This window comes from Citricoccus sp. NR2, from assembly GCF_027594385.1.
GTDB lineage: Bacteria > Actinomycetota > Actinomycetes > Actinomycetales > Micrococcaceae > CmP2.
This window is the reverse complement of sequence record NZ_CP115154.1, coordinates 868,232-886,189: the sequence shown is the minus strand read 5'-3', so window position 1 is coordinate 886,189 and position 17,958 is coordinate 868,232. Positions and strand designations below refer to the sequence as shown.

17 protein-coding genes and 1 riboswitch are annotated in these 17,958 nt (G+C 65.7%); of the genes, 6 read left to right on the top strand and 11 right to left on the bottom strand.

Features of this window, described 5'->3' with window-relative positions; all coding sequences use genetic code 11:
- Positions 1-44 precede the first annotated feature (44 nt).
- Positions 45-1,442 (top strand): vanillate/3-O-methylgallate O-demethylase, encoded by a 1,398-nt coding sequence (gene ligM, locus O1A05_RS04075; protein ID WP_270106795.1) that lies wholly within the window; start codon positions 45-47, stop codon positions 1,440-1,442.
- Positions 1,443-1,508: 66 nt separating this feature from the next.
- Here ligM and O1A05_RS04070 read toward each other — a convergent pair whose 3' ends face one another.
- The 5 genes from O1A05_RS04070 to O1A05_RS04050 form a co-directional block, all read right to left on the bottom strand.
- Positions 1,509-1,994 (bottom strand): Fic family protein, encoded by a 486-nt coding sequence (locus O1A05_RS04070; protein ID WP_270106794.1) that lies wholly within the window; start codon positions 1,992-1,994, stop codon positions 1,509-1,511.
- Between the two features lie 13 nt (positions 1,995-2,007).
- On the bottom strand, positions 2,008-2,262 hold the full coding sequence (locus tag O1A05_RS04065; RefSeq protein WP_270106793.1) for a hypothetical protein: 255 nt from the start codon (positions 2,260-2,262) through the stop codon (positions 2,008-2,010).
- 48 nt (positions 2,263-2,310) lie between these two features.
- A complete protein-coding gene (locus tag O1A05_RS04060; protein WP_270106792.1) occupies positions 2,311-3,024 on the bottom strand; it encodes an SDR family NAD(P)-dependent oxidoreductase in 714 nt (237 codons plus the stop codon).
- Between the two features lie 73 nt (positions 3,025-3,097).
- Positions 3,098-4,582 (bottom strand): NtaA/DmoA family FMN-dependent monooxygenase, encoded by a 1,485-nt coding sequence (locus O1A05_RS04055; protein ID WP_270106791.1) that lies wholly within the window; start codon positions 4,580-4,582, stop codon positions 3,098-3,100.
- 12 nt (positions 4,583-4,594) lie between these two features.
- Positions 4,595-4,704: riboswitch (SAM riboswitch) on the bottom strand.
- A 147-nt stretch (positions 4,705-4,851) separates the two neighbouring features.
- On the bottom strand, positions 4,852-5,574 hold the full coding sequence (locus tag O1A05_RS04050; protein ID WP_270106790.1) for a hypothetical protein: 723 nt from the start codon (positions 5,572-5,574) through the stop codon (positions 4,852-4,854).
- A gap of 171 nt (positions 5,575-5,745) precedes the next feature.
- Here O1A05_RS04050 and O1A05_RS04045 point away from each other — a divergent pair, with 171 nt between their 5' ends.
- Positions 5,746-6,294, top strand: coding sequence for a peptidylprolyl isomerase (locus O1A05_RS04045; protein ID WP_270106789.1), 549 nt, complete (start codon positions 5,746-5,748; stop codon positions 6,292-6,294).
- A 158-nt stretch (positions 6,295-6,452) separates the two neighbouring features.
- Positions 6,453-7,361: a rhomboid family intramembrane serine protease gene (locus O1A05_RS04040; protein WP_270106788.1), complete on the top strand. Its 909-nt coding sequence runs from the start codon at positions 6,453-6,455 to the stop codon at positions 7,359-7,361.
- Between the two features lie 287 nt (positions 7,362-7,648).
- Here the strand turns inward: O1A05_RS04040 and O1A05_RS04035 are convergent, their stop codons facing one another.
- Positions 7,649-7,930 carry a cell division protein CrgA gene (locus tag O1A05_RS04035; protein ID WP_270106787.1) on the bottom strand — a complete coding sequence of 94 codons (282 nt, stop codon included), beginning with the start codon at positions 7,928-7,930 and terminating at the stop codon, positions 7,649-7,651.
- 125 nt (positions 7,931-8,055) lie between these two features.
- Here O1A05_RS04035 and O1A05_RS04030 point away from each other — a divergent pair, with 125 nt between their 5' ends.
- From O1A05_RS04030 to O1A05_RS04020, 3 genes are all read left to right on the top strand, one after another.
- Positions 8,056-8,784, top strand: coding sequence for a class E sortase (locus O1A05_RS04030; protein WP_270106786.1), 729 nt, complete (start codon positions 8,056-8,058; stop codon positions 8,782-8,784).
- The gene (locus tag O1A05_RS04025; RefSeq protein WP_270106785.1) at positions 8,781-8,945 is read left to right on the top strand and encodes a hypothetical protein; all 165 of its coding nucleotides are present in this window, start codon (positions 8,781-8,783) and stop codon (positions 8,943-8,945) included. The genes O1A05_RS04030 and O1A05_RS04025 overlap by 4 nt, the downstream gene beginning before the upstream one ends.
- A gap of 64 nt (positions 8,946-9,009) precedes the next feature.
- The gene (locus O1A05_RS04020; RefSeq protein WP_270106784.1) at positions 9,010-9,717 is read left to right on the top strand and encodes an anthranilate synthase component II; all 708 of its coding nucleotides are present in this window, start codon (positions 9,010-9,012) and stop codon (positions 9,715-9,717) included.
- Between the two features lie 23 nt (positions 9,718-9,740).
- On the opposite strand, the gene pknB is transcribed toward O1A05_RS04020, so the two are convergent.
- Genes pknB through O1A05_RS03995 form a run of 5 tightly spaced genes read right to left on the bottom strand, consistent with a single transcriptional unit; the run spans position 9,741 to position 17,954 of the window.
- A complete protein-coding gene (pknB, locus tag O1A05_RS04015; protein WP_270106783.1) occupies positions 9,741-11,744 on the bottom strand; it encodes a Stk1 family PASTA domain-containing Ser/Thr kinase in 2,004 nt (667 codons plus the stop codon).
- Positions 11,745-11,753: 9 nt separating this feature from the next.
- Entirely contained in the window at positions 11,754-13,481 is a 1,728-nt protein-coding gene (locus tag O1A05_RS04010; protein ID WP_270106782.1) for a protein kinase domain-containing protein, read from the bottom strand.
- Positions 13,478-14,941, bottom strand: a complete 1,464-nt coding sequence (locus tag O1A05_RS04005; protein WP_270106781.1) for a penicillin-binding transpeptidase domain-containing protein — start codon at positions 14,939-14,941, stop codon at positions 13,478-13,480. The genes O1A05_RS04010 and O1A05_RS04005 overlap by 4 nt, the downstream gene beginning before the upstream one ends.
- Entirely contained in the window at positions 14,938-16,338 is a 1,401-nt protein-coding gene (locus O1A05_RS04000; RefSeq protein ID WP_270106780.1) for an FtsW/RodA/SpoVE family cell cycle protein, read from the bottom strand. Before O1A05_RS04000 ends, O1A05_RS04005 begins: the two co-directional genes overlap by 4 nt.
- Positions 16,338-17,954 carry a protein phosphatase 2C domain-containing protein gene (locus O1A05_RS03995; RefSeq protein WP_270106779.1) on the bottom strand — a complete coding sequence of 539 codons (1,617 nt, stop codon included), beginning with the start codon at positions 17,952-17,954 and terminating at the stop codon, positions 16,338-16,340. The genes O1A05_RS04000 and O1A05_RS03995 overlap by 1 nt, the downstream gene beginning before the upstream one ends.
- Positions 17,955-17,958: the final 4 nt, after the last annotated feature.

The following is a 17,958-nucleotide window of genomic DNA, read 5'->3' as shown; positions in this document are numbered from 1 at the left end:
GCTACCCACGGCGGTGGCCCTCCGCTGAGGAGAGGAACGGAACCATGTCAGAGAAGTCCCTGCAGGACGTGCTAGATGCCTCCGGTGACGTCGTCGAGCATCTGCGCAATGTCCGGGTCGGCGCGTACGTGTATCCGGTGGTGGCCGCAGAATTCACGAACTGGCGCAATGAGGTAGAAGCCTGGCGCGAGACCGCCGTGCTCTTTGACCAGACCCACCACATGGATAACCTCTATCTCTCCGGCCCCGATGCGCTGCGGCTGATCTCCGACACCGCGATCAACTCGGTGGAGAACTTCCCCGTCAACAAGGCGAAGCAGTATGTTCCGGTGACCCCGTACGGCCACGTGATCGGCGACGGCATCCTGTTCCGCATCGCCGAGGAGGAGTTCGTCTACGTCGGACGCAGCCCGGCGGCGAACTGGCTGAGCTTCCACGCGGAGACCGGCGGCTACAACGTGGAGGTCACGGTGGACCGGCGCTCGCCGTCGCGGCCGATGGGCAAAGCGGTGTCGCGGCAGGAATGGCGCTTCCAGATCCAGGGGCCCCGCGCCTGGGAGGTCATCGAGAAGGTCAACGGCGGCCCGCTGGAACAGCTCAAGTTCTTCACCATGTCGACCATGAACGTGGCCGGGCGCCAGGTGCGCACGCTACGCCACGGCATGGCCGGTGCCCCGGGTCTGGAGCTGTGGGGGCCGTATGAGGACTACGACGTGGTGCGTGAGGCGATTCTCGACGCCGGTGCCGAGTTCGGGCTGGAGCCGGCCGGAGCACGCGCCTACTCGTGCAATACCCTGGAATCCGGCTGGATCCCCTCCCCGCTGCCGGGCATCTACTCCGGGGACAAGCTTGCCGACTACCGGCGCTGGCTGGGCGCGGATAGCTATGAGGCGAACTCGGCGATCGCCGGGTCATACGTTCCCGATTCGATTGAGGGCTACTACACGACCCCGTGGGAGCTGGGCTATGGCTCGTTCATCAAGCACGACCACGACTTTATTGGTGCCGATGCGCTGAAGCAGTTCGATCCGGCCGCCCAGCGCAAGAAAGTGACCTTGGCCTGGGACGGGGACGACGTCGCCACCATTCACGCGTCGATGTACCAGAAGGACCAGCTGCCCTATAAGTTCTTCGACCTGCCGAACGCCAACTACGGTGCTTCCAACTTCGACTCGGTGGTGGATGATTCCGGTGCGGTGGTAGGTCTGTCCATGTTCACCGGGTACAGCTGGAACGAGAAGCGACCCCTGTCCTTGGCGATCGTGAACCCCGAGGTGGAGATCGGTGACCATCTTAAGGTGATCTGGGGCGAGCCCGACGGCGGTACGCGCAAGTCCTCGGCGCAGCCGCATCGGCAGTACCCCGTGGGCGTCGACGTCAGCCCGGTGCCCTTCTCCGAGGTGGTGCGCCGGACCTACACCGACGGCGGCTGGCGCAAATAAGCGCGCCAGACGGGTACCTTCCATAGTCATTCTTTCATTGAGCGACAGCGTCCTTCACCAGGGAACTCAACGGCGGGTAGACATTGGGTTGCTGTGCTCCGAGTTCAGAGGCTGCGAGCTCACTGGTGAGGACTGGTCGACGAGCGAGCGCATCGAGAAGTTTCCGCGCATTGGAGCTTTTCTGGCTGTGAGCCGCTCATTCCATCCGGCGCGTAGCTGTTCGATGTCGTTCGCCAGTGCACGGGCGTTGTGAACGGCGCGGAGGGAGGCATCGGCGAAGGCGCGAACAATCGAGTCCACATCACCTGTGCGGTACGCAGTCAGCGCTGAGTGGTAGCCCCCGACGTCCGCCAGTAACCCAGCGGAGACGGAAACCGCGACATGGCGGGTGACGCCGCGATGCTTCGGCATGGCCTGAACCCATGCCCTGCCCGTTCGACCATTGCCGTCAGTGAAGGGGTGAATCGTTTTGAACTGAGCATGACTTACTGTTGCCGAGACGAGCGTAGGAATCATGGGGTCATTGATGAAGGCAACCAGATCATGGGTCAAATCGGGTACGTGCTCATAGTGGGGCGCGACGAATGTGGCGTCGATGCGGCTCCATGAGCACGGCATGGAGCCGCAGCATGGCCTCGACGGAGAGATCTTCGGCCAGCTCGAGATCCACACGCATGGTGCGTGTGTTCGCGGCGATTTCTCCCGCGTTTCGACTTCGTCCTACGCCGAGCTCGGCGTCGAATCGTGTCAGCTCACGCTCGGCCTCCTCGGCGGTAGCACGAACGTGTGGACTGGGGGTGGCATCCGACCGGCGATGCATGGCACACCTGCGGAAGTCATAGGAGTCGTCCCGAGAATGATGAGTTCTTCAGCGGAGCTCGACGCGGGGGCGGACGTGGATGTCGGTGAGCTGGGTGTCGTCGCTGGCGAGGATCGCCCCGACCACCGCGCGGGCGACGGTGGCGGGCTGGATCATCACGGAGCGGTCCTTCGGCTCGGCGAGCATCGGGGTATCCGTGGGTCCCGGGTACACCGAGGTGACGCGGACGCCGTCGTGTTCCACATCAGCGCGCAGCCCGTTGGCGAAACCACGCAGGGCGTGCTTGGTGGCCCCGTAGACGGTGTTCTTCGGCCGATCGAACACACCGGCCCCGGAGTTCAGAAACACGATGGTGCCCTGGGAACGGCGCAACGCAGGCAGGCCAGCGCGGGCCAAGCGCATGGCCGCGGTGACGTTGACGGCGAAGACCTCATCCCATTCGGCATCGGTGATCTCCTCGATGGAGGCGGTGGGCAGCAGTCCGGCCGCATGCACCACGGCATCGACGCGCTCGGGCATCACGGTGCTGAGATCATCGGCGGTGAGGTCCAGGGCCACGGAGGTGATCTGCGGGTGGGCGGCCAGCTCATCCAGACGCTGGCGGCTGCGTCCCAGGGCAATGACCTGCCAACCGTGCTCGGTGAGCTGGTCAACGACGGCGCGGCCGATGCCGCTGGTGGCTCCGCTGACGACGGCGCATGGTCGGTCGGGAGCAGGGATGCTGGGGGTGCTGGCCGCGGAGTCGGGGGTGGAATCACTCATGCCCCCGACGATAACGGATCCGGCCGTGCCCCGTCCGGGGTTCGCCGCCCGGGACAACGAATGACGCCGCCGGTTACCGCGGAGCGGTGCTGCTTAACTGAGCCTCCCCACCGAGCACCTCGTCCCGGCTGCGCTCGGTGGCCGCTGCCGAGTACTCGGCGAACGCGCCCCGATACCGGGCGGCTGGGTGCGAATCCGGCAGTCGATCCTGGCCGGTCACTGCACCGCGCAGCGTGGCACCGGATTCGCCCAGCTGCTGGATCTCCTCGAGGCTGCGGGCCAGTCCGCGCTCACGCAGCACCGGCAGGACCTGCGCGATGAACTCGTGGTACGACCCCGGGATGGACGAGTTGATCAGATTCACCCCGTCGATGCCGGCGTCCTGCCAGGCGGCCAGCTCATCAGCAATCTGTTCTGGGGTGCCCACCACGCGGGTGGATTGGGCCCGGAAATGCGCCAGATCCCGCAGCGTCATCGTGCCGTCTTTGGTCATCTTCCGGATCTCGGCCAGATGCCCCTGCGCGCCCTCGGTCTCGATGTCGTTGATGGGGGTGTCCAGTGGCAGGTAGCCCAGGTCGAGGCCCAGGGAGCCACCGGTGTGGGCGATCAGCGCCTCGACGTCGATAGCGTCATCGAGCTCGCGCGCCTTCTGTTGTGCCTCCGCTTCCGTGGAGCCGACCACGAAGGAGAGCCCCTGGATGAACTTCACGTCCTGGGGATCGCGTCCGAATTCCACGGCACGACGGCGCACCTCGGCCGCGTGGGCGGCGGCGATGTCGCGGCGCGGGGCCATCGAGAAGGTGGCCTCGGCGTGCCGGGCGGCCACTTCCTGACCGCGGGGCGAGGAGCCGGCCTGGAACAGGAACGGGGTGCGCTGCGGTGAGGGCGAGCTCAGGTGCGGGCCCTCGATCCGGTAGTTCTCGGAGGCGTGATGGATTTTCGCCACCTTGGCCGGATCGGCGTGGAGCCCCCGGCCGCGCTCATGCTCGACCGTCTTGTCCTGCAGCAGCGCGCCGTCGTCCCAGGAGCCTTCCCACAGCTTGTAGGCGACGTCGAGGTACTCTTCGGCCAGGTTGTACCGGTCGCCGTGGCTGGTCAGCTCGGCGCCGCCGAAATTGCGGTGCGAGTTCTCCAGGGCGGAGGTGACCACGTTCCAGCCCACGCGTCCGCCGGAGAGGTGATCCAGGGTGGAGAGCTGCCGGGCGAAGGTAAAGGGGTGGGCCTGGATGACCGAGGAGGTCATGGCCAGGCCGATGCGCCGGGTGGTCGCCGCCAGCGCGGAGATGAGCACCAGCGGGTCATTCGAGGGAATCTGCAGGCCCTTGCGCAGGTGCGAGGCCCAGCCGCCTTCATAGTCGCCGTAGAGTCCGACCACATCGGCGAAGAACGCGATGTCGAAACCGGCGTCCTCCAGATCTCGCACCAGATCCACCCACAGGCCAAGCTCATTGAACCGGTGCTGCTGGGATTCCTCCCGACGCCATGCGCCGCCGATGATGTGGCTGGTGGTGTTCATCAGGAAGGCGGACAGGATGAGTGGACGGCGCTGTGCGGCCATGGAGACTCCTCAATTCCATCGGTTCTGGCGGTAGCACCGTGTCCAGACCGCGGGGACACCCCGGGATGGGACGGTTGCTGCGACGTCAACGAGCCAGATCTCTCGGTCGCTCTGGATGGTTTCTGCTTTCACCGTACGCCGGGGACGCATTCTGGGACAAACGACGACGAACAATCCGAGTCACGTTCTGTCACGCACACCGCGCCCATCACACAGCACAGCCCGCCGACCCTGGCGGATCGGCGGGCTGTTTGGTGTAGCTGTGGTGATCAGCTGGCGGGCTTCGGTGCAGGTGCGTCGACCTGCTCCTCAGCGCCACCCTCGGTGTCGTCGGTAATGATCGCCTCGGTCGTCGCCGCTGGCTGGGAAGCCTGCGGGGTGGCGGGGGTGTTGGTCTTCAGCGGCTGCGGGGTGGGGTTCTTCCACGGATCCTCCACCGGCTTGGTCAGCTGGTAGACGGCGTAGGCGGCACCACCGGCAGCCACGACGACGCCGACCACGAGCCACTTCTTGCCGCCGCCGGACTGAGCCTGCTTCTTCAGCGACTTCTCGGCCGACTTGGCGTACTTCTCGGCAGCCTTCTGCAACTTCTTGGCGGCCTTCTTGTCGCCGGTGACCTTGGTCAGCAACTCGGAGACCGGCTTCGGGACGTCGGCGTCGTGCAGCGCCTTCGACGTCTTCGAGGCGGCACCGGCGAGCTGGCCGGCTGCGGTGGGGACGTACTCGTCCTGCACCTTGTGGCGTGCTGAGTCCAGGGCGTCGGTGAGGTTCGCCAGGGCGCTCTTGGCCTTCGGTCCGGCCTTGTCCACCGCGGAGTAAGCGACCTTCTCGGCGCGGTCGAGGCTATCGCCCAGGTGCTCTTCGGTCCACGCCAGCGCGGACTCCACCTTGGGGGCAGCCCATGACTTGGCCTGCTCCACAGACGCGTTCAGCTTCTTTTCTGCAGCCTTGGCCTGCTTCTTGGCGATTTTCTCAGCCTTGCGCTTTCCCATCTGATTACCTCCGGGGATCGACGTGCGTTTCTCCCACAGTACGCCAGAGTCACGTGGCGATTCCACGGCTGAGCGCCAGTGTGGGGTATCAAGATTCGGCTCAGCGCGAATTGTCCACGCCCCGCCGATCGACGGAAGCGAGGATTGCGGCTCTAATGCGAGAATACGTCTATGACTATCGCAACGCATCAGGCAACCGTCCATACCAACCAGGGCGACATCGTCGTGGACCTGTTCGGCAACCACGCGCCGAAGACCGTCCAGAACTTCATCGGCCTGGCCACGGGTGAGCAGGCCTGGGTCGACCCGGAGACCGGCGAAGAGCGCACCGGCACCCCGCTGTACAACGGCACCATCTTCCACCGGATTATCCGCGACTTCATGATCCAGGGCGGCGACCCGCTGGGCCAGGGCTTCGGAGGACCGGGCTACCAGTTCGACGACGAGATCCACCCGGACCTCAACTTCAACGAGCCCTACAAGCTGGCCATGGCCAACGCTGGCATCCGCAACGGCCGCGGCACCAACGGGTCGCAGTTCTTCATCACCTCCGTGCCCACCACGTGGCTGCAGGGCAAGCACACCATCTTCGGTGAGGTGAACGACGAGGCTTCGCAGCAGATCGTGGATGCCCTCAACGGCGTGGCCACCGGCGCTAACGACAAGCCGGTCGAGGACGTCGTCATCGAGTCCATCGAGATCACCGAGCTCGCCGGCTGATCCACGGTGATTCACCTGAGGCGGGCCCTCGCGCCCGAGAGCGCGCAGGCACGTCGATGACACCCGGTCAGGATTTCGGAGCGACTCATCCACAGGACCCGCACGGCGGAAATGGTGAGTCCGGGCAGCATCCTGTCTGCCCCCGACACCCTGACCGGGTGTCCTATGTCCGTTGTCAGCGCTGCGACCGGCCCGCCTGCCCGCAGTGCCAGCGTTCGGCCGAGGTCGGCGTCCAGTGTGTGGACTGCGTGGCCTCGGCGCAGCGCAACCTCCCCGCCGAGCATCGTCCACCGCGTTTCGCAGACAAGCACGGCCAGCCGATTCCTGTGGTCACCTATGTTTTGATTGCCCTGTGCGGGCTGGCCTATGTAGCGCAGTGGGCCACCAATGGTCTGTCCACCGGAGTGACCGAGTCCCTCTGGTACGCCGGTTTCTATACCTCCGCCGCCAGCCTCGACTCCCAGTTCGCCGCCCTTAGCGGCATCGGATTCGAACCCTGGCGCATGCTCACCTCGGCCTTCCTGCATTCCATGTCCTCGCCCATGCATCTGCTGCTGAACATGGTCGTGCTGTGGATGATGGGCCGCACCCTGGAGCCGGCCCTGGGTTGGGCGCGCTTTCTCGCGATCTATCTCATCAGCGCCTTCGGCGGTTCGGTAGCCGTGCTGCTGCTGGCCAACCCGTTGGCACCCGTGGTGGGAGCCTCCGGTGCTGTGTATGGACTGTTCGCCGCCCTGTTCTTGATGATTCGCCGCATTGGCGGTTCCGTGGTGTCTATCGGAGCCCTCATTGCCGTGAACCTGGTGATTTCCGTGGTCTGGTCCGGGATCTCCTGGCAGGCCCACGTGGGTGGCCTGGTGGTCGGCGCGGCCTGTGCGGCCGTGCTGTTGTTCCAGCCGAAGAGCGATCAGACGCTCGTCGGTGCCGAAGAAGCAGCGCAGCGACGGCGGCGGATGCGCCGCCGCCAATGGTGGGGACTGGCCGGAGTGGTTGTGATCCTGATGGTGATCACCGCGATCGGCGCCATGCAGATCACCCCCGAGTCACTACTGGCTGCTCGCGGCTGATTCGGCGCCAGGTGGCCGAGAAAACCTCGTCGTCCACGCCCTGTCCCCAGGTTGCCCCCACGTTATCCACATGTGTGTCCACAGATGTGGAATGAATGCCACGCGTGTAATTCCACAGGTGTTATCCACAGGTAATATCCACATTGTGGAGGAATTACACCCTTGTAGTTCCCTGCGTCAGCGCCAGCACGGAAGGCTTGTGCATGGTGGGTCGGCACGATCATCTAGGGATTCCCGGCGCTGGGCGCGCTCATGTCCCTGCCGATCAGGAGAAGGCGGTCTTTTTCTTAGCGCCAGCGGGTGGTCATCAGGAAGCCAATGATGGCGATGCCGAAGCCGACCACGATGTTCCAACCACCCAGAGGCTGCACTGGTAGCGCGCCCTGGCTGATGTAGTACAGGCAGATCCACAGCAGACCGACGATCATCAGACCGAACATGATGGCTTTGTACCAGGTGGGTAGCGGCTCGGCTTCCGCTTCGGCATCGTAGCCGAGCTGGGCGCTACGCTCGCCGCGGGCGGCGTCGGAGCGATTCTTGGCGGATTTCCGGGATCTCGACTCTGGCACGGTGTTCCTGTTCGACGGGGACTGCAAGGGACAAGTAGGACGAGTCACGGCGCCGGTGGCACCGCGGTGTTATCCTGCCAAGGCAGGGCTTGTCGCCCAGTCTACTGGAGCCTCTGGGAGAGAAGATGTCAAAACGGCCCACCGTGGTGAGTGTGCTCGGCGAGCTGCTGATCACCGTCGGCGTGTTTTTGCTGCTGTTCGTGGCCTGGGAGCTGTGGTGGACGGATATTGCCGCCGGACGTGAGCAGGAATCGGCGCGCAACGAGGTGGTCCAGCAATGGGAGCCCGATACCGACTACGAGGGTGAGGGTGCGGACCCCGCCGTCGTGGATGGATCCGGCGCCTGGGGTTTCCTCTACGTGCCGCGACTGGGTGCGGAGTGGTCGGTGCCGGTGGCCGACGGCGTGGGATCCGACGTCATCGACCGGGGCTTGATGGGCCGATACGACGTGGCGTCGCTACCCGGCGAGGAGGGCAACCTCTCGCTGGCCGGGCACCGGCAGACGCACGGCTCAATTTTGTGGGACCTGGACCAGGTGGTCGAAGGCGACCTGATGTACGTGCAGACGGCGAATGGCTGGTGGGTGTACCGCACGGTGCAGAACCATATTGTGGCCCCGACCCAGACCGAGGTGCTGGATCCCAATCCGCTGGACCCGGGTGGTCCGGCGTCGGGGCGCTGGCTGACCCTGACCACATGCCACCCGTTGTTCAGCACGCGGGAGCGGATGGTGACGCACGCCGAGTACGTCTCGTTCATTCCGACGTCGCAGGGGCCCCCGGAAGCGATCGCCGATGCCGTCGCGCAAAACGGCACCCCTGAATTGGAACCGCAAGCCGCGGGGAGGACATGAGAATGTACGCCTACCTGTTTTCCCTGTTGCCTGGGCCGACCTGGGTGAAATGGATTTTCACCCTGGTGATTCTGGCCCTGGTGGTGGTGCTGTTGATGGAGGTCGTGTTCCCGGCGCTGGCACCGTATAGCCCGTTCTCGGATTCGACCATCGATGAGTGACGCGCGAAAACTGAGACAACCGACTGAGACAACTCTGACGAGCGATGATGAGTGAGGACCCCGCATGACCACCCCAGGACAGCTACTGCCGACCACCCTGAGCGAGGACGAGCGGACCGGGGAACCGGTACGGATTCTCGTGGTGGATAACTACGACAGCTTCGTGTTCACCCTGGTGGGCTACCTGCGCGAACTGGGCGCGGACACCGTGGTGGTGCGCAATGACGAGGTGACCCCGGATCAGGTGCGTGAACTGGCTGCGGAGTCGGCCGGGGTGCTGCTGTCTCCCGGGCCCGGAGCGCCGGCGGAGGCCGGGGTGAGCATGGGTCTGGTGGATTGGGCGATCGAGGCGGACAAGCCGCTGTACGGGGTGTGCCTGGGACATCAGGCGATCGCGGAGGCGCAGGGTTCGGTGGTGACCCATGCCGAGGAGCTGATGCACGGCAAGACCTCGCAGCTACAGCACTCCGGTCACCCGATGTTCGCCGGGGTGCCCGCCGAGTTCACGGCGACCCGGTATCACTCTCTCGCCGTGGTGCGCGACACTCTGGATGAGTCGGTGCTGGAGATTACCGCGGAGACCCCGGGGGGTGTGGTGATGGCGGTAGCCCACCGCAGCGCGCCGGTGTGGGGTGTGCAGTTCCACCCGGAGTCGGTGCTGACCCAAGGTGGCTACCAGATGCTAGGCAACTGGTTGGAGACCGTGGGTGTGACCGGTGCGAGTGCCCGCGCCGCGGAGAAAACCCCGCTGCTGGACCGCTCCGGGGCGTGAAACCGGGGCGGTCCGAGCGGCGGTTAGTTGTCCTCGGACTCGTCCGGGCTCGGTGATTCCTCGTCGTCCTCGGATGCGCTGGGACTGGGCGAGTCGGAGGACTCGGTGGGGGTTGGTTCCTCGGTGGGCTCCGGTTCGGGCGCCTCGGTGGTGATGGTCACCCTGATGGTGGTGCCCTGATCGACGGGTGCGCCGGCGGAGTGCGACTGGTCGGTGACGGTGTTGAAGCCGGAGCCGGGCGCGGATTCTGCCTCGGTTTCGGTGACCAGGATCCTCAGGCCTACCTCGTTGAGCGCGGCTTCGGCCTCGGAGGCGGTCATGCCCATCAGCGAGGGCACTTCGATCTGACCGGAGGACATCTGCAGTGACACCGATGATCCGTAGGCCACGGTGGATCCCAGGGCCGGGTTGGTGCTGACGAGACGATCGCGCTCGATGGAGGCGGAGTTGACGTAGTCGACGGAGGAGATGTTGACGCCGAGCTCTTCCAGGGTGTCGCGCACGGTGGCTTCCGAAGCACCCTGCAGGTCTTCGGGCAGAACCACCTGGTCGGGGCCGAGCGAGATGTTCAGGGTGATCTCTTCGTCGCGCTGCATGATCTCGCCGGCCTCGGGGTCGGTGCCGACGGCGTTGCCGCGCGCGATCTCGTCGTCGTGTACTTCTGCCACGATGGGGCGCAGCCCGGCCCGTGTGATCTCGTTCTGGGCGTCGTTCTGGGACAGGTCGGCGACGTCCGGAACGGTGACCTGGTTGGCTTCGATGTTGCGTTGGTTGATCTCGTTCATCACCCACCAGCCGCCGGCGACGGCACCCAGGGCGAGCAGGATCATCACGATGGCGATGATGATGCGCTTGTTTGACTTGCGTTCGCGCTGATCAATATCGCGGGCGTTCTGCGAGGTCATCACGGAGGAAACGGCGTCGTCATGATCGTCGTGGTGGTCTGGGTCGGCGCCGGGCTCGCGGTGGGCGGCCAGCTGGTGGCCGTGCAGGGTGTCGTCGCGGCCAGCGCGCGGGGAGCCCGAGGAGCTGTGGACCGCCGTGAGCGCCTGGGTGCGGGTGGCGTCGGAGTCTCCGGACTCGACCGCACCGGCAGCGAGCACGGTGGTGGCGGCATCGCCGGAGTGGTCTTCGTTCTCCGAAGTGTTCCCTGCGCCCGCTGCGGCCACCGTGGTGCCGTGCTGGTGAGCGGCGGCCAGGGCGGCGCGGAATTCTTCACCGGACTGGAATCGGGCGTCGACGTCCTTCGCGAGGGCCTTGGCGAGCACCGAATCGAGGGCAGGGGTGATCTCTGGGTTGATGGCGGAGGCCACGGGCGGATCTTCACGTACGTGCTGGTAGGCCACCGAGACGGGGGAGTCTCCGACGAAGGGCGGGCGGCCGGTGAGGAGCTCGAAGAGCAGGCAGCCCACCGAGTAGAGGTCGGAGCGGGAGTCGACCTGTTCGCCGCGGGCCTGCTCCGGGGAGAGGTACTGGGCGGTGCCGACCACGGCCTGGGTTTGGGTCATGGTGGCCGAGGAGTCGGAGAGGGCACGGGCGATGCCGAAGTCCATCACCTTGACCTGGCCGGCGTCGGTGACCATCACGTTAGCGGGCTTGATGTCGCGGTGCACAATGCCGTGATCGTGCGAATAGGCGACGGCGGAGAGCACCCCGGAGGTCCAGGTGACGGATTGGTCGATGCTGACGTCGCCGGCACGCAGCAGGGCACGCAGGGTGGAGCCGGAGACGTATTCCATCACCAGGAACGGGCAGGCCACCTCGTGCTGGTGCTGGTCGGTGAGCTCCTCCTCGCCGGTGTCGAAAACGGCGACGATGTTGGGGTGGTTGAGCGAGGCGGAGGACTGGGCCTCCCTGCGGAACCGGGACTGGAACTGCGGGTCGCGCGCCAGGTCAGGTCGCATCATCTTCACGGCCACGCGGCGGCCGAGGCGCTGGTCGCGCCCCTGGTAGACGTCGGCCATGCCGCCGCGTCCGATCAGCTCGCCGAGTTCGTATCGGCCGTTGAGAATCCGTTGGTCAGCCACGGAAGGTCCTTATTCCTCGTTCGTTCCGACGTCGGTCGGGGTCGGCTCCAGGGTGGGCTCCGGCTCTTCAGTGGGAGTCGACTCCTGGGTGGGAGTCTGGGTAAGCGTCGGCGTCGGAGTTGGCGTCGGTGTGGGAGTCGGAGTTGGGGTGGGCGTCGGCGTGGGCGTCGGCGAGGGCTCCGGAGAAGGAGTCGGGCTAGGCGTCGGGGTCGGGGTCTCCTCTTCCACCAGGGCGGCGTTGGAGTAGATCACCTCGATGGCGGAGCCTTCGTCGAGCTGACCGGTGGGGTTGAGTGAGAGCACGGTGCCGGCCACGGCCTCGTCGTCGCGCTCGGTGGCGGTGACCTCGAAGCCCAGTTCCTCGAGTTCGGCTCGGACTTCTTCGACGTCGCGGCCCACGTAGTCGTTGGCGTTGACGGTGACGGCGGCGGGAGTTTCACTCTCGCTGACGGTCGGGGTGGGCTCCGGCTCCGGCTCGGAATTGCGGTTGTTGAACCACATGCCGAACACGGTGAACAGCACCAGAATCAGCAGGCCGACCAGCGGCCAGGTCCAGGGGCTGCGCTTCTTGGTGCTGCGCTCATCGTCGGGGTCCACCCGGAACGGGTCATCGTCCTCGGCGCCTGCGGCGGAGGCGGTGTCGCCCGGATGTAGGGGAGCCGCGCCGGCCACGCGGGTGCGCTCGGCTGCAGTCTCATCGGCTCCGGGCAGCGGGGCCACGGGCATGGCGGCGGTGCCGGAAGCGGTGCCTGAGGCGCCGTCGTTGATGACCTGGGTGGCGTGGGTGTCGGTCATCCCGGAATAGTCGTTGGCCTGCGTGGGGATCGCCTGAGTGGCGTCGTCGTCTGGGGCATCACCAGACGGCGCGACGGCGAGGAACGCGGCCATCCCGGGCACTGCCTTGACGGCGGCGGCCGTGTCCTGACGACGCAACGATTCCGCGGCGGTGGCGAGCTGGTTGGCGTCGGCGGGCCGGTCGGAGGGGTCCTTGGCTAGCATGGACATGATCAGCGCGCGCACCGGCTCAGGGATGGAGTCCGGCAGTGGCGGCGGGGTGTCGTTGACCTGGGCCAGGGCGATGGCGATCTGGGATTCCCCGGTGAACGGACGGCGGCCGACGAGGCACTCGTAGCCGATGACACCGAGCGAGTAGATGTCGGAGGAACCCGTAGCCTGCTGGCCTGTGGCCTGTTCGGGGGCGAGGTACTGGGCGGTGCCCATGACCTGACCGGTGGCGGTGAGCGGCACCTGGTCGGCAAGACGGGCGATGCCGAAGTCGGTGACCTTGACCCGGGTGGACTGATCGAGGATCAGGTTGCCGGGCTTGATGTCGCGGTGCACGAGTCCCTGGGCGTGGGCAGCCGAAAGCGCGCGAGCAGTCTGGGCGATGATGTTCAGCGTGCGGTCGGGGGAGAGCACCTTGTCGCGCTCGAGAATCGCGGAGAGCGGCTGTCCGGGGACCAGCTCCATGACCAGGTAGCCGGAGCCCTCTTCCTCGCCGTAGTCGAACACGTTGGCCACGCCCGGGTGATTGAGCAGGGCGGTATGCTGTGCTTCCGCGCGGAAACGGCGCAGGAAGTTGGGGTCGCCGGTGTACTCCTCTTTGAGGATTTTCACGGCGGTGATGCGCCCCAGGACCTTGTCGCGGGCTTTCCAGACCTCGCCCATGCCACCAATGGCAATGCGATCGGTCAGCTGGTACCGCCCACCCAGCGTGATTCCCGATGTCGGCCTCACTGTGTCACCACCGTTTCCATGATGTCTTTCATATTGCTCACCGTCAGACTGCTGCCCGTGCTGTACGGAACGTTTTCATATACCAGTGTTACCGCGATCTGTGGGTCATCCGCGGGGGCAAACGCGGTGATCCAGGAATTGACCAGCTCTTCGCCGGCGTCATTCTCGACGCCGCGCTGAGCCGTACCGGTTTTGGCCGCCCAGTCCACCGAGGAGGAACCTGCTGTCGACGCCGTGCCCTCTTGGACCACGCGGCGCATCATCTGCGTCATCTCTTCGGCCACATCCTCGCTGGTGGCTTCGCTGAAGACCTCGGGCTCGAACTCCTCGAGCAGGCTCAGGTCCGGACCGCGCACCGACTCGACTAGCTGAGGTTTCATCACCGTGCCACCGTTGGCGATTCCGGCTGCGACCATGTTCATCTGCAGAGCGCTGGCACGCACATCGACTTGGCCGAGTGACGACTGCGCGAGCGTGGCGTCGGCGATGTCCTCCGTGGGGAATGAAGATCCCTGGACGGGAAGGGGCATCTCGAAGCTCTGGTTGAATCCGAAGCGCTCGGCAACGTCGCGGATCGCGTCCTGTCCCAGATCCATCGCCGCGGTGGCGAAGGGAGTGTTGCAGGACTGGGCGAAAATCCAGCCCAGGTCTGCGCTGTTCCGGTTGGCGCAAATGCCGCCGCCAAAGTTGCTGATCGTGTTCTGTGTTTGCGGCAGGTCGATCGAGTTGGGCAGATCGAGGGTGCCGTCCGGGGTGTAGTCGCCGGATTCCAGCATGGCGATGGTGTCGATCAGTTTGAAGGTCGACCCAGGTGCAACGGCGTCTTGAGTTGCACTGTTCCGATACGGGCTGGCACCGCTGGCCTGGATCTGCTCCATATTGGCTTTCGCCTGGGTTCCGGAATGCACCGCCAGCTTGTTGGTGTCGTAACTCGGGCGCGAGACCATGCCGAGAATGCGGCCGGTGGAGGGATCGGTAGCGACCGCCGAGGCCTTGATGCCTTCGGGGAGCTTCGAGTACAGCAGCTCTTGGATGTCCTGGTCGATGGTCAGCTCGACCTGGGCGCCTTCGACCTGCTCACCGGTGAACAGTGCGCGGGCACGATCGACGAACTGGTTGTCGGAGGTGCCGGAGAGCACATCGTTAAGCTTGGACTCCAACCCCGTGGCACCGTAGTTCAGCGAATAGAACCCGGTGATGCCCGAGTAGAGCTCGGGGTTGTTGTACTGACGCTGGTACTCGAAGTTCTCGGAGTTGGTCTGGACCGATTCGGCGATGGGGGTGCCATTCACCAGGATCGGGCCGCGATGGGAGCCGAACTGCTGGTAGATCTGGCGCGAATTGTGCTCGTTTTCGTTGAGGTCCTTGGCACCAATGACCTGAATGTACGAGGCCGCTCCGAGGAGGACTAGGAACAGCACGATGGTGACGGTCCAGGCGTTGCGAATGGCCTGATTCACTGGTTCTCACCTCCACGAGCGGATGTGGCGACGGCGCGATCGGCGGTGCCGGCACCATCGCCGGAGGCGTTGACCATGGGGCCGACGACGACGGGACGGCGGGCGGCGTGGGAGACCACGAGCACCAGGGTGACGATCAGCCAGTTAGCCAGCAGCGAGGTACCACCGGCTGCCATGAACGGGGTGGTCAGGCCGGTCAGCGGGATCACCCGCATCACTCCGCCCATCACCACGAAGCACTGGATGGCCAGGGTGAAGGCCAGCCCGGAGGCCAGCAGCTTCCCGAAGGAGTCGCGGGCGCCCAGGGCGGCGCGCATCATGCGGGTCACCAGCAGCACGAACAGCACAATAATGGCAGCCAGGCCGATGAAGCCCAGTTCCTCGCCCAACGAGGCGACGATCATGTCGGAGTTCGAGTACAGAATGAGATCGGGACGGCCGCCGCCGAGTCCGGTGCCCACCAGCCCGCCGGAGGCCATGCCAAACAGCCCCTGGACGATCTGGAACGACGTCGACTGCACATTCTCGGGGGCGAAGGCGTTGAGCCAGGCGTCGAAACGTCCGGAAACGTGCGGGAAGATCTGTACGGCCGCCACCGCGCCAGCCAGGGCCAGCGCCCCGCCGAGCACAATCCACGACACCCGTGAGGTGGCCAGGTAAATCATCGCCATGAACAGCGAGAAGTAGAGGATGGCGGATCCCAGGTCGCGCTGGAACACGAGCACGCCCATGGACACCGCCCAGGCGATCACCAGTGGTGCCATATCGCGGAACCGCGGGAAGGTCATCGGGCCGATCTTTTTACCCGCCAGCAGGATCAGGTCGCGGTTGGCGGAGAGGTATCCGGCGAAGAAGATGGCCAGGGTGATCTTGGCGATTTCTCCGGGCTGGAAGGAGCCGATGCCGACGTTGATCCAGATCCGGGCGCCGTTGATCTCCATGCCGAGACCGGGAATGAGCGGCAGCAGAAGCAACAGGGCTGAGGCGGCGAGGAACAGGTAGGTCCACTTGCGCAGGATCCGGTGATCGCGCAGGAACCAGAGCAGGGCGATGGCCATGATCATGGCCAGGGCGGTCCACAGCAGCTGTGACGACGCTGCATCGGTGCCATTGGCGATGTCGAGACGGTGGATCATCGCGATGCCGATGCCGTTGAGGGTGACGACGATCGGCAGGATGTAGGGGTCGGCGTACTTGGCGCGCACCCGCAGGAAAATGTGGAAGGTGAACGCGAGGATGGCCAGGGCGCTGGACTGGATCCAGAAGGCGGCGTCGGCGGGCAGGTCCATGCCGACCAGGGCCAGGTAGTTGGCGCCCGTGGAGATGCCCAGCGCGATGATGAGCAGCATCAGCTCGGTGGTGCGGCGCGGACGGGACGGTGAGATCACATCGGTCATCAGCGGTTACCTCCCATCGCTCCGGCGGCGGCGCCACCGATGGATACTTGGGCCGAGGACCCGGGCACCGAGGGGATCGGTGAGGGCAGATCGGTCTCGCTGGGTGAGGGGCTCGCCTCGGATTCCGTGGGTGAGGCGGAGGGGGTGGATTCCGAAGGATCGGCGCTGGTGGAACCGGACTCGCTGGGCTCTGGGGTGGCCACCGGCGGGGCTTCCGGGGTCAGATTGTCGCGCAGATCGGCCACAATATCGCGGGCGTGCTGCTCGTCCTGGGCGGGTAGTCCGGATTCGACGCGCTGCCGGGAGTAGGCGGGGAGCCGATCCAGGGCGATGTCGGTGGATTCTTCGACGCCGGAGAGCCGGATGGGTCCGAGATCCTGGGAGACGCCGCGGTAGATGGCCACGTTGTCACCTTCGGCTCCGACGTAGAACTGGGACTGGGTCCACACGTAGGAGGCGACGACGGCGCCGGCGAAGAACAGGGCGAGCACGGCGGCCAGCGTGATCAGTGGCCAGGAGCGCCAGGGTTTGGGGCGCGGATCGTGGTCGGCTTGGCGCACGTCGGTGCCCGGGCTTGAAGCAGGGGATGGACTTCCCCATGTCGTGGAGGAAGCCGCGGCGGAGGCGGTGAGCGCACCCTCGTTCAGTTCGTCGTCGTTGCCGTGGAGCAAGGTGGCGGCCCGCTTCTGGGTGGAGGCGCGGGTGACAATCGGGATTTGGTCGGTGTTGGTGGCCAGTCGGGCCGCACCCACCAGTTCGTGGGGCCGGGATTCCAGGTCTTCGCGCAGCAGGGCGGCGGAGACGGTTTCTTCGCCGGTGCCGGTGGTGCTCGCGCTGGCGGCGGCGCGGGCATTCTCGGAGATCTGGCCGGCGTCGCCGGAGGCGTCGTCGTCGGCTGATTCGGCGACCTCAAACACCACAATGGTGACGTTGTCGGGGGCGCCCCCGGCCAGGGTGAGGTCCACGAGTTCGTGCACGATCGCGTTCAGATCGGTGCCATGGCGCAGTTTCTGTTCAATCACCTGATCGGGAACCACGGCGTTGAGACCGTCTGAGCACAGCAGCCAGCGTTCACCGACGGCGGCGTCATAAACAGCCAGGTCGAGTTCGGGGGAAGCGTCGACGTCGCCGAGCACCCGCATCAGCACGTTCTTGTGCGGGTGGGTTTCGGCCTCGGAGGGGTCGAGCCGGCCTTCGTCGATGAGGCGCTGTACGAAGGTGTGGTCGCGCGAGATCTGGGAGAATTCGCCGTCCTTGAGCCGGTAGGCGCGGGAATCGCCGATGTGGGCCAGGTGCAGGGTGGAGCCCTCGAGCAACAGCGCGGTGCAGGTGGTGCCCATGCCAGCCAGCTTGGGGTTGGTGTTGACCAGGTCGTTGAGAATCAGGTTCGCGTTCTGAATCTCATCGGCCAACACGGTGGACGGGTCCGCGTGATGGGTGTGGTCCAAGGGTGCCAGGTCGAGCACGGTGGAGGCCGAGGCGACGTCGCCACCTACGTGTCCGCCCATCCCGTCGGCGACCACAGCAAGGTGGCGCCCCACATAGGCCGAGTCGTCGTTCTTCGAGCGGACTCGGCCCACATCGGAGCGGGCGGCGTAGTGGAGGACCAGGGGCATCGGG

Coding starts and splice junctions, on each gene's coding strand:
- O1A05_RS04060 (WP_270106792.1), bottom strand. CDS start 3,024: ATGAGTGATTCCACCCCCGACTCCGCGGCCAGCACCCCCAGCATCCCT.
- O1A05_RS04030 (WP_270106786.1), top strand. CDS start 8,056: ATGTCAAAACGGCCCACCGTGGTGAGTGTGCTCGGCGAGCTGCTGATC.
- O1A05_RS04065 (WP_270106793.1), bottom strand. CDS start 2,262: ATGCATCGCCGGTCGGATGCCACCCCCAGTCCACACGTTCGTGCTACC.
- O1A05_RS04020 (WP_270106784.1), top strand. CDS start 9,010: ATGACCACCCCAGGACAGCTACTGCCGACCACCCTGAGCGAGGACGAG.
- O1A05_RS03995 (WP_270106779.1), bottom strand. CDS start 17,954: ATGCCCCTGGTCCTCCACTACGCCGCCCGCTCCGATGTGGGCCGAGTC.
- O1A05_RS04000 (WP_270106780.1), bottom strand. CDS start 16,338: ATGACCGATGTGATCTCACCGTCCCGTCCGCGCCGCACCACCGAGCTG.
- O1A05_RS04055 (WP_270106791.1), bottom strand. CDS start 4,582: ATGGCCGCACAGCGCCGTCCACTCATCCTGTCCGCCTTCCTGATGAAC.
- O1A05_RS04050 (WP_270106790.1), bottom strand. CDS start 5,574: ATGGGAAAGCGCAAGGCTGAGAAAATCGCCAAGAAGCAGGCCAAGGCT.
- O1A05_RS04045 (WP_270106789.1), top strand. CDS start 5,746: ATGACTATCGCAACGCATCAGGCAACCGTCCATACCAACCAGGGCGAC.
- ligM (WP_270106795.1), top strand. CDS start 45: ATGTCAGAGAAGTCCCTGCAGGACGTGCTAGATGCCTCCGGTGACGTC.
- O1A05_RS04025 (WP_270106785.1), top strand. CDS start 8,781: ATGAGAATGTACGCCTACCTGTTTTCCCTGTTGCCTGGGCCGACCTGG.